The sequence below is a fragment of the Flectobacillus longus genome, assembly GCF_030056705.1.
GTDB lineage: Bacteria > Bacteroidota > Bacteroidia > Cytophagales > Spirosomataceae > Flectobacillus > Flectobacillus longus.
This window is the reverse complement of sequence record NZ_JASHIC010000015.1, coordinates 139,203-151,220: the sequence shown is the minus strand read 5'-3', so window position 1 is coordinate 151,220 and position 12,018 is coordinate 139,203. Positions and strand designations below refer to the sequence as shown.

Here is a 12,018-nt window from a genome sequence, read left to right as displayed (position 1 = left end):
AACCGATAAGCAGAATCACCGCTTAAGAAATAGTAATGTTGTTAATTTGAAAACTAAATTCGTGTTAAAGGTAAACCTAAGATCTGTGGCGAGTGTCTCACTCGACTACTTTTACTTACTTCAAACCGTTATACGAGAGTTTTACTGTCGCAAGTTGGTCAGTGGGACACTGACCATGGATGGGAAGATAAACCTAAGATCCGTGGCGAGTGTCTCACTCGACTACTTTTACTTACTTCAAACCGTTATACGAGAGTTTTACTGTCGCAAGTTGGTCTGTGGGGCACTGACCATGGATGGAAACATACTCTCATACGCATTTTCAAATCTTCAAATTTTCAAATCTTCAAATTTGTAACCCCTTAGTCAGCAAACGAATTAAGCGCAATGGTAGGTTTTCCTGAATTATCAAATGCCCCTAAAGTATAACCCACCCAATGGTTATAAGCTTGTGGTTCCCAGTACAAAACGCCCAAGCCTTTCGAACTTGAAACAGATTTCGTTTTTGTAATAATGTCTTTGATAAAAGATTGACACTCGGTAGCCTGATCCCAATGCATACCAATTTCTACAATCATTACTTCTTTACCGTAGCGAGAAACCATATCATTCATGTTATTCAAACAATTTTGGTTAGCCACCTGCCAAGTCGAATTGGCCCAAGTTGGATATAACGACATACCAATGACGTCATACTTCGCACCATTAGACTTTAAGCCATCAAACATCCAACGAAAGAGGCTATTATCATAACCATTTGCCAAGTGAACGATGACTTTTGCTTGTGGGAAAACTGCCTTCACAGCATCGTATCCAGCATTAATCATTTGCGCAAAACTGCTCATATTCGTCGAAGCACGACCCGTTGGCCATAGCATTCCGTCGTTGGTTTCGTTGCCCACTTGCACCCATTCAGGTGTAACATTATTCTTTTTGAGTTCATTTAGCACATCTGTGGTATGATTGGCAATCGCTGTTTTTAGTCCTGCTAAATCCAAACTTTCCCAAGCGGCTGGTTTTGCTTGTTTGCCAGGGTCAGCCCAGTTATCGCTATAATGAAAATCAATCATAATACGCATTCCCAAATTTTTGGCACGAATCGCCTTTGCCACCACATCGGCTTTATCATTATAGGCTGGCGATGGATTTACCCAAACTCTCAAACGAATGGTATTCATTCCCAAGGACTTCATCAAAGCCATTCCTTCCATTTGAGTACCAGAAGCGTTATAGAATTTGATTCCCTTGGTTTCCATTTCGGTAATCCAACTAATATCTGCGCCCTTGGCAAAAGTAGATGCTACTGGTGTAACAGGCGTTGGTTCAACAGGTGTTGGTGTATTATTGCTACAAGAAATGAGCAATACCGAAGCCATCAAAAAATGAAAATAGCGTTTTAAGTTCATGAGAGGATATTAATTTTTAATTATGTAAAATTCAGGATAGGTAAGTATAAATGCTGAATTGTGAGTGGTGAATTGTGAATGTAATTTTAAGATTATCAGAATTTTACATCCACAACTCAGCACTTGTAATTAAAACAAAACATTGGTTAAACCAGTAGGCAGAAATCTCAATTTTATGCCTTACCAATTTTCTATTCAATCGAATAAGTATAATTCCCAGCTTTCAAATCAAGGGTAATGGTTCTTGTTCCTGTCAGGTTTGCTGGAATTTTAAAGTCTGTTCCATCATACTCAAGACTCAAGTCGGCACCAGTATCGCCCAAATTGATAGTCCAACCGCTATTGGCTCTAAATTTCAAACTACCTACATTGAGTTTAGTGGTTACTTTCCAAACATTTTTGGTCGCATCAAATTGCATCGGAATATCATTTGACCAATTTGAACCTTCTGGCGCATCTCCAATGATAGACCATGTCGTTTTGGTTGCACTCCATGTGTTGGTATTGGTATTTGCTTTGATTAAGAAATAACCGTCTACTGGAACAAACAAGTTTCCTCCGCTTGTATTAATCGTACCTGCTACGTCTGTACCAGTGGTTGTGCTACTCGCCCAACCGTAAGCAATGCCATTCCAATCTGGTTGACTGGTCAGTTTAAATTGTCTCGTCCCACCCGATATCCAAACATATCCTTCATAAATACCATTCGAATTTCTTGATGAAATTTTTGGAGCCGTCGCTGGATTCCAGCCCTGAAAATCTCCCGCTACCCAAAGCGATGGATAATTGATTATGACGATATATGGCGTAACTGAGACGGTTAATGTGTTTGAATACAAATCCGCTACCGATTCAGAAATACTCGATTTTACACGAATTTCGAGTTGTCCCGCGGCACTTGGTTTGAGACCTTGTAAAATTGCCAACTGGTTAAAATCTGCGGTAGTGTATTTGAATGAAGTTGCATTTCCTAAACTAATCTCTTTAGGCGCTGCAAAGTTGGTTCCTGCTTTGGCAATTTGCAAGGTATATTTTGAGGCAGCACTAAAACCATAATCCGAACGAGCCCATGTCAAAGATACAGTAGTATCATTAGCTGTATTTGCCGATAACACATAGTTGGTTTGAGTTGAGGTCAGTTTAGGTGCTTGTGTCTGAGCACTCATATAGGTTTTTACTTCGTCATTTTCGCAAGCCACAAGACTTTGCAAAAACAAGCCCAAAAAGAGATATTGTATGATTTTTTTCATTGAATTTCTATTTAGAAATACCAAAATTGATTTTTTCTGTTCAAAAAATTACTAGTTCAAGACTTAGTCTTGGACTTATTTTCTAATTCAGTTTATAAACTGAAACAAAGGCTAGTCCGAGACCAAGTCTAGAACTAGGTCATTATCCATATCGGATGTGAGATTTCGGAAGTGTATCATATTTTAGAATAATCCAAAACTTCCGAAATCAAAAATCCTAAATCCGCAATAGTTTAAGTATTCCAATCTCTAAATAATTCTGCAACATGTAATCTATCCAATTGAAAATGTAAGATATTGATATGTAAAATTTTACATTCACAATTCATAACTCATCATTCAGCACTACTACTTAGTATCCTTTATTCTGAACAAGGTTTGGATTTGAAGAAAGGTCATTAGCAGGAATCGGGAAGATATTGTATTTATCCTCCACCGAGCGACCGTTTACAGTACCGCCCTTCCAAGCCCAGAGGTATGCTCCTGTTGTAAATTTTTTGAAGCGAACTAAATCGGTTCTACGTTGTGCCTCATAGTATAATTCACGACCTCTTTCGTCTAAAACAAAATCCAACGTTAACTGATTGGTCACAATATTGCCCGTTGTTTTCCCATTGTAGGCACGAGTACGTAATTGGTTTACCAACGACAAAGCCGTACTCAAATCGCCACCCGTTCCTCCACGTAACACAGCTTCGGCATACGTCAAATAGATTTCTCCCATACGGAAAAGAGGGAAATCAATATCAACAAAGTTTCCTGCCAAATCTTGATGAGGGGCTTTTGCTCCTGAACGAGTTTTATTTCTGTATTTTGAAGAAGAATAACCGTCCGTTCCTGTGTACAAATCTGACATTTCTTTGTTTTGACCAGTCGTATAAAACTGAGCACGCACATCTGTACTGCCAGAAGGGTCAACAAATAAACTCACAAAGTTTTGCGAGTGACGCAAGCCACCCCAGTTGCCATTTGTTCCTGACAAATCCCCTGGTAAAGCCGCTTGTCCGTGGGTCAAATAGGTAGTTCCACCCCAGTTTTGGGTATTGGTACCATCGTAAGCAATCATGAAAATATTTTCCTTGGTATTCAAATGATTATCAGCAATGGTCAACTCACGATAATTGGTATGCAAACCATAATTCGCATCTCTCAACTTGTTACAATAGGTAATAGCGTCAGTATACTTAGGTGTTCCTGTGTACACTTCTGCATTAAGATACAAACGTGACAACAATGCCCAAGCCGCTGATTTTTCAGCACGTGGATACTCGTTCTGTCCCGGTGCAATCAAATCGTTTTCGATAGCCTTCAACTCAGATTCGATATAGTTGAATAAATCTTTACGCTGAATTTGCTTCGGAATAGTTGTGCCAATCGCATCGTTTTCTGTGGCAAAAGGCGGATTCCCATACATATCCATCAAAACCCAATATTGATAAGCTCTAATAAAACGAGCCTCAGCACGATATTTTCTGATATTATCTGCATCGGTTCCAGTAATACCTCTTTTGCTCAAATTAGCATCGGACGACTCGCGAATAAAATCATTACAAAGCGTAATTTGAAAAAACGAGCGATAATACAAACCATTAACAATAGGGTTAATTGCCGACCAAGACATTTCTTTTAGCCCTTTTACTCCCGCATCATTTTGCCAAGTCCAAGCAGCTTCATCGGTGGTGATTTCTTGTAAGTTCCAATATAAACGCAAGAAATCGGAGTTCCCTTCATCAGCAATAATTTGAGAAGGAATATCTGGGCTACCCGTTCCACCTGAATTACCAGTCAAAGCAAAGGCTGCATATACTTTTGCGAGACCTTGCTTGTATCCTTGAGGTGTTTTGTAAACTGTTTCAGAAGTAATATCATTTGTTGGTAGTAAATCCAAATCGCTTGTGCAGGATGTACCGATACTTAGTAAAAAAGCGCCAAGCGTTATTTTTATATAGGAAATTTTCATGGAATTATCTTTAAAAATCAAAGTTCAAACCTAAAGAGAATGTGCGTGGACGAGGATACAAATTGCTGTCGATACCCGAAGCTACTTCTGGGTCAAGTCCTGTGTATTTGGTAATCACAAATACGTTTTGAACACTGGCATTGAGACGTAAATTGACATTGCTATTTTTCATAATTTTACCCAAATCATAGCTCAAATTCGCATTGTCCATACGCACAAATGAGGCATTTTGGATATAATAATCGCTCAACAATTGTTGGCTATTTCCTTTGAATCCTGTTGTCAAATAGTTCGTTGAAGCATTGTACAGGACATTATTACCTAAAATTTGGTTTTGTACGCCACTTTGACTGTAGTTGTTATTGTACACATAATTACCCACCGACGAGCGCATCACAACTCCCAAATTCCAACGCTTGTAATTGAGTGAACTACTCAAGCCAAAGAATACTTTTGGCTCTGAACTTTTTCCACGATACAAATCATCTTGGTTGATCACGCCATCACCATTTTGGTCTACAAAGACGCCTTCCAACGGTTTTCCATTAGCATCATAAACTTGCTTGTACAAATAGAAAGTATTTCGAGAATAACCCACCGAGTTGATGAAAGCAAACTGTCCTCCAATACCACCTGCAATTCCACCTGAAGGGAAACCAACATAGTTTTGGTCGCCTGGTACTACCGTAAGATTGGTGATTTTGTTTTCGTTGTAAGTCGCATTAAAATCTAAATTCCAAGTCAACTCACGCTTGCGAATAATTTGTGTGCTCACACTAAATTCCACCCCTCTATTTTCCATGCTTCCGACATTGGCAACGATATAAGCCGAAAAGTTAGCCCCAGCAGGTTGTGGAATATTGTTCAATAAGTCTTTGGTCTTTTTTACATAAATATCAACGCTACCTTTTACACGTCCATCCCAAAAACCGTAATCGATAGCAAGGTTTGTCGAAGCAGTTTCTTCCCATTTACGATTCGCATAAAATCCTCCTGGTCGGTAACCTTGATAATAACTATTACCAAACTGATAAGCGGCATTTGGCGCACTTAAGGCATAATAAGAATAGTAATCATAGTTTCCGATACCATCCTGCTGACCCTCACACCATAACTTGCACGAAGTTTTAGGGTAGATAATGTTTCATTTTTCGCAAAAATTCCTTCTTCTTTCAAATCCCAAGCCAAGGCAATGGATGGGAAAAGACCCCAACGATTCGCTGGTGCAAATCTCGACGACCCATCACGACGAAGCGTAGCTGTCAAGAAATATCGGTTGTTGACCGAATAGTTAGCACGACCAAAAAATGAAATCAAGGTATTTTCTGGTTTGTCAAAAGGAAAAGCGGGGTCTGTGTTCGGGTACTTTTCGCCACTAGCGGTATAGCTAGCGTAATTATAATTGGTGGTTAGGTAATTATTGTATGAATAACCTGCCATCACATCTACACGACTTTTGAGGAAGCGTAAATCTTTGACATAGTTGAGGTAAAATTCTAATAAGGTATTTTGCTTAGTTTGTTTGTAGATGTTGTTAGTTCCGCCTTTGCCACCTACGACATATCCAATGGCTGAGCTGTCGGATACATACACGGTACCTTCGCCTTTAGACACATCATAGCCCAAGTTGAGGTTAGCACGTAATGCTGGAAGAAAATGGAATTTATAATCAAACTGGATATTGCCAATACTACGTTGTGGCGTACCTTCATCAAAACGTTGCTCCAACATTCCGAGAGGGTTGCGTCCTGCCAAATTCATCAAACCTGTTGGTGAGTTACGGTCAAGCCATTCAAAATAGCCGCCAAAACGTTGGGGATTTACTGTTGCATAAACGGGTTGCGTTGGGTCAAAACTGACAGCAGCACCAATCGCACCTAAATTTGCGAATCTTGATTTTTGAAGTGAGCCTTTCAAACTTAAATCGACCTTTAAATGGTTATTAAAAAAAGTAGGATTTAAGGATAATGCGATAGAAGTACGTTGTAATTTATCCGTCTTCAATACCCCTGACTGTGTTTGGAATCCTAATGAAATACGATAAGGCAATTTTGCAACTTCACCACCAATACTCAAATTGTTATCAGTCATGTGGGCTGTCTGATAAATCACATCTTGCCAATTGGTATTAGCTGTACCTATTAGAGCTTTTTGAGCGGCCGTTCCTTTTTCACTTACGATTGTACGAAACTGGTCTGCACTCAAAACACTTACTTGTTTAGCAACGGTAGAAAGAGAGTTTACAGAAGAAAAATTAATGCGTAAAGCTCCGCTTTTTCCTTTTTTTGTAGTAATAATGATAACGCCATTTGAAGCACGTGTTCCATAAATGGCTGCCGCTGAAGCATCTTTCAAAACGGTAAAAGTTTCAATATCATTGGGATTGATAAAACTCAATGGATTGGATGCACCCGCAATGCCTCCTTCTCCTTCTAAAGGTACACCATCTATCACAATCAAAGGATTATTACTCGCACTCAACGATGACCCTCCACGAATACGAATCGTACTACCTGTACCGGGCTGACCGCTATTAGAGATAATTGAAACCCCTGGCACTTTGCCCGAAATCAATTGCTCTGGTGTAGTAATCGCACCCGTTTGGAAATCTTTGGAGGTAATAGAGGTTACTGAACCTGTCAAATCTTTTTTACGACTTGTCCCATAGCCCACTACAACGACCTCCTCTAAGGACGTGTTATCTGCTACCAAACTTATGTTTAAAGAGGTAAGGGCAGAAACCGATTTTTCAACTTTAACATAACCAACCGAACTAAATACTAATATATCCCCTATACTAGCCTTAATTTTGTATTCACCTTTGGCATCAGAGATAGTAGCAGTCTTTTTATTTTTAACTGAAATACTCACTCCGGGCAGCGCTTCGTCTGAAGCATCTGTTATACGACCTGTAATTAATTTGTCTTGCGCATAAGCAAAAATACTGCTTAGCGTACACAGTATTGTCAAGACAGAATACCATAAACATTTTCTCATTTTTGACTTTTTTTATCAATATAGTACTATAAAATATTTTCAAAGTCAAAATTATATAGGCTTTCAGGTAATTATTTGTGCTATCGTTCCAAACTTTGTCGCTATCGTTCCAAATATGGGCTCTGTGAATCATTCTAGGTAAAAATGCCTTACTTTAGAATAACTATTTTTATCTTTTGGTCTTGAAATCAATCAGTCATATATGTCAAAAAGATTCATTTTATTCATTCTTGGAAATATCCTATTATTATGTTTGCCCAGTCAAATAATTATGGGACAAAAATGGGATATGTCCTTCAAGCATATCAATATAGAGCAAGGACTTTCCAATAGTACCATCGAATGTATTTATCAGGACAAAAGGGGATTTATTTGGATTGGTACTAGAGACGGGCTCAACCGTTATGACGGCAAACATATTGTGGTTTATAAAAATGAATCGAACAATCCATTTAGTTTGAGTGACAATTTTGTCACTGCTATAACGGAGGATTCTCAAGGAAATATTTGGATAGGAACGATTGATGGACTGAATCGTTTGGATGAAAAGAAAAATACTTTTGAGCGTTTTTTTTATCAAAAAGAAAATGCGAATAGTCTTGGAAATAATGCGATTACTTCTCTATTAAAAGACCATAAAGGACAACTTTGGATAGGAACTCAAGGAGGTATTTTAAATCTTTGGAATGGGGAAAACTCGTTTAAAAAGTATTTCTTGAATAAATCTACACAGGGGCAAATTGCCATTACAAGTCTCTATCAAGACACAGAAAACAACTACTGGGTTGGCACAGACAAGGGACTATATTTTTTTGAGCCTCACAATGGACATTTTCAATATACTGAAACTATTACTGGCTCTCGACCTACCGTCAATTGTCTCGCACAAGATGCACAAGGAAATTTATTGATAGGAACAAATGGTCAAGGCTTAATAAGTTTCAATTATCGTTTGGGATTGAAAAAACACTTTATTCAACAAGATTTTAATCCCTATTCACTGGCGAATAATTTGGTAAAATCCATCTGGGTCGATCATAAAAAACAAATATGGATAGGTTGTATCAACGGGGGACTCAATCTATTCGAACCGCTTACGGGTCATTTTACAAATTATCAGCCTCGTCCCGAAAATCCCAAAAGTTTAAGTCAAAGAACCATCTCAGCCTTGTTCGAAGACAACCAAGGAAATTTATGGATTGGCACGCATAGAGGAGGTATTAATTTGTATATGTCTCAAGTTCAAAAGTTTCAGCTATTTCGTCAACAACCTAACGAAAATAGTTTGAGCTATAATGATGTACGCGCTTTTTGTGAGGACTCCTCTGGGGATATCTGGGTCGGGACAGACGGAGGAGGATTGAATCTTTTTCATAAAAACACTCAAACCTTTGAGCATTTCAAGCATAATCCTTTTCAGGCAAATAGTATTAGTTCAAACGAAATTTTAGGTTTGACTCAAGACCATCAAAAACGTCTTTGGATTGCGACTTGGGGAGGCGGATTGAGTTTACTAGAAAATGGTTCTCGTAGTTTCAAACGATTTTTACAGCAAGAAAATAACCCAAACTCCCTCGGCTCGAATTACGTGCAACAGGTATTCGAAGACCGTCAGCAACGTCTTTGGATTGCTACCTATTATGGCGGTTTGTATCAGTATTTACCTGATGGAAAGTTTGTAAAAATTCTTTATGGGAAAAATCGAAAATCCCAGTTATTGGGCAACAATATTATTTGTTTGAACCAAGACTTACGAGGAAGAATATGGATTGGAACAGATGACGGCGGGCTCAATTGTCTTGACCCACAGACAGGTGTTTTTTCACACTATTTCCATAAAGATTCAAAAAAGCCTGACATTCGAATCATTTTTGTAGACCGACAAGGGCGCATTTGGGTAGGACATCGAGGTCTATATTTATGGCATGAAAAAGAGCAACAGTTCAAGCTATTCACGAGCAAAACCCATTTGTCGGAGGATTTTATCAAAGGAATTGTTCAAGACGACGAGGACAATCTATGGATTTCTAGTTCGAATGGCATTACTAAACTGAACCCACAAAATCTTCAAATTCAGCAATATAACTCTGCCGATGGTCTGCAAGGATTGGAATTTGAACCTAATGCGGCTCTTCGTACCAAAGACGGGCAGATTTATTTTGGCGGTGTAAAAGGCTTCAATACTTTTTATCCTCACAAAATTTCCAACAATAGCTACATCCCTCCTATTTATTTAACCAGTCTACAAATTTTCAATAAGAAAGTAAGCGTTGGTAAAGATTCGCCTTTGGAAGAGGATATTAGCTATCTCAAAACACTAGAGCTAAGTCATAAACAGAATACTTTTTCGATTGATTTCGCAGCGCTAAATTTTACCGCTTCAGAAAATAATCAGTATGCTTACAAACTAGAGGGTTGGGATAAAGATTGGATTATAGCAGGATCCGAAAATAGAGCTTCATACACGAATGTAAGCCCTGCGAATTATACTTTTATGGTAAAAGCCTCTAATAATGATGGTGTCTGGAATCCCGAAGTGACCACTTTAGAAGTCATAGTTCATCCGCCATTTTGGGCGACTTGGTGGTTTAGGGCTATCGCTTTTATTCTGATGCTGACGGGCATACGCACTTTTTATCAGTTTCGGAGACGTATGGCAATTCAGCAACTAAAGGAACAGCAAAAAGAAGAGCTTCATCAGGATCAATTACAGTTTTTTACCAATATATCACACGAATTACGAACCCCACTTTCCTTAATATTGGGTCCACTGGATAAGCTCAAAAAGGATTTTCCTAGTCCTTTAGCTCTTCCCTATTATGATATGATTCAGCGAAACGCCAAGCGATTATTGGCATTGACCAATGAATTAATGGATTTCCGAAAAGTAGAATCTGGCGCTTTGCAATTGCATGTTATGCAAGGAAATATCAATATTTTCCTGACGGAAATAGCAGAAGAGTTTCAAGATTTGGCGACAGAAAAAGGAATCGATTTCAGGATTATTCCTACATCTTCTCCACAAACGCAATGGTTTGATAGACAGATTTTGGAAAAAATTGCGATAAATCTCCTTAGCAATGCCTTTAAATATACCTCCAACGGCAAAAAGATTGAGATACAAATATTGGAAAACTTAGATAATTTTCAACCTCAATATCAGTCTCAGTTGCGCATTACCAATGGTTTTACCAGTTCTCAAATGCTATATCTCCGCGTGGCGGATCAAGGAATTGGTATTTCTCAGGAATCTATTTCTCAACTTTTTGAGCGTTATTATCGTACCACAGAGTCACATATTGGCTCAGGTATCGGTTTGGCATTTGTCAAAAGTTTGACACAATTACACAAAGGTTCGATTTGGGTAAGTAGCGCACGTGATGCTGGTACAGAAATGTTGATTGGTATTCCTTCGGGGGAAAAAGACTATCTTGAACATGAAAAATGGCTGAGAAATAGAACTCAAATCAGACTAGAAAGTCTTTCAAATTCATTGGAAAGTCAATTTACTGAGCCAGAAATACCGTCAAATTCGTCATTACCACAAGCTTCCACCTCCAAAATCTTAATCGTGGATGATAATGATGAACTGAGAACATTTTTGAAAGATGCGCTACAAAACGACTATCAAATTGTAGAGGCTGAAAATGGACAAATTGGATACGAACAAGCCAAACGACACCATCCAGATGTGGTTATCAGCGATGTGATGATGCCTGTTATGAATGGGGTTGAATTTTGTAAAAAGCTCAAAACCGATCCACTTCTCAATCATATTCCTTTTTTGATGCTGACTGCCAAATCTGCCTCGGATGCGCAATTAGAAGGGGTTGCTTCGGGGGCAGACTATTATTTTGCCAAGCCACTCAGTATCGATATTCTTACCCAAACGCTCAAAAATATTCTCAGTCAACGCCAGAAATTGAAAGAGAAATATGGTTATGCGCAGCTATCAGAAAAAATCCAACAGATAGACGAAGAAAAAGACCAAGCATTTTTGAATGATTTTCTACAAATTATTCATGAAAATCTTTCAGACCCAGAAATGAATATCGAGCTGATTTGTAATAAAATCGGCATGAGTCGTACCAAACTTTACACCAAAGTAAAAGAGTTGACAGGTCAGCCCATTGGCGATTTTATTAGAAGTATTCGTTTGAAAACTGCCCTTCAACTCATGACTGAGCAACAAATGCCTATCGCTGAAGTCATGTATCGTGTAGGTATTCAAACTCAATCCTATTTTACCAAAGCTTTCAAAAATGAGTTTGGTAAAACCCCAATGCAGTTTTTGAAAGAGTTGAAGGGGTGAGGGATTAGGAAAGGAGGGGTTAAGGGGAGGCACAAAGGAGCAAAGGTACGGAGTGGTTAGGGTTCAGGGAACAGGCACAAAGTGGTTAAGGAC

General features: G+C 38.7%; 6 protein-coding genes. 1 reads left to right on the top strand and 5 read right to left on the bottom strand.

Going from position 1 to position 12,018, the window contains the following annotated elements:
- Window positions 1–362: 362 nt before the first annotated feature.
- The 5 genes from QM491_RS12785 to QM491_RS12765 all read right to left on the bottom strand — a co-directional run bounded on the left by QM491_RS12785 (window position 363) and on the right by QM491_RS12765 (window position 7,613).
- Window positions 363–1,406, bottom strand: coding sequence for a glycoside hydrolase family 53 protein (locus tag QM491_RS12785; RefSeq protein WP_283327883.1), 1,044 nt, complete (start codon window positions 1,404–1,406; stop codon window positions 363–365).
- Window positions 1,407–1,597: 191 nt separating this feature from the next.
- Entirely contained in the window at window positions 1,598–2,656 is a 1,059-nt protein-coding gene (locus QM491_RS12780; RefSeq protein ID WP_283327882.1) for a SusE domain-containing protein, read from the bottom strand.
- Window positions 2,657–3,008: 352 nt separating this feature from the next.
- Window positions 3,009–4,616: a RagB/SusD family nutrient uptake outer membrane protein gene (locus QM491_RS12775; RefSeq protein WP_283327881.1), complete on the bottom strand. Its 1,608-nt coding sequence runs from the start codon at window positions 4,614–4,616 to the stop codon at window positions 3,009–3,011.
- A 10-nt stretch (window positions 4,617–4,626) separates the two neighbouring features.
- Complete coding sequence (locus QM491_RS12770) at window positions 4,627–5,703, bottom strand: TonB-dependent receptor domain-containing protein (protein WP_374761256.1); 1,077 nt, start codon at window positions 5,701–5,703, stop codon at window positions 4,627–4,629.
- Window positions 5,667–7,613 (bottom strand): SusC/RagA family TonB-linked outer membrane protein, encoded by a 1,947-nt coding sequence (locus QM491_RS12765; protein WP_283327879.1) that lies wholly within the window; start codon window positions 7,611–7,613, stop codon window positions 5,667–5,669. Before QM491_RS12765 ends, QM491_RS12770 begins: the two co-directional genes overlap by 37 nt.
- Window positions 7,614–7,815: 202 nt before the next feature.
- Here QM491_RS12765 and QM491_RS12760 point away from each other — a divergent pair, with 202 nt between their 5' ends.
- Window positions 7,816–11,925 carry a hybrid sensor histidine kinase/response regulator transcription factor gene (locus QM491_RS12760; RefSeq protein ID WP_283327878.1) on the top strand — a complete coding sequence of 1,370 codons (4,110 nt, stop codon included), beginning with the start codon at window positions 7,816–7,818 and terminating at the stop codon, window positions 11,923–11,925.
- The last annotated feature ends 93 nt before the right edge of the window (window positions 11,926–12,018 follow it).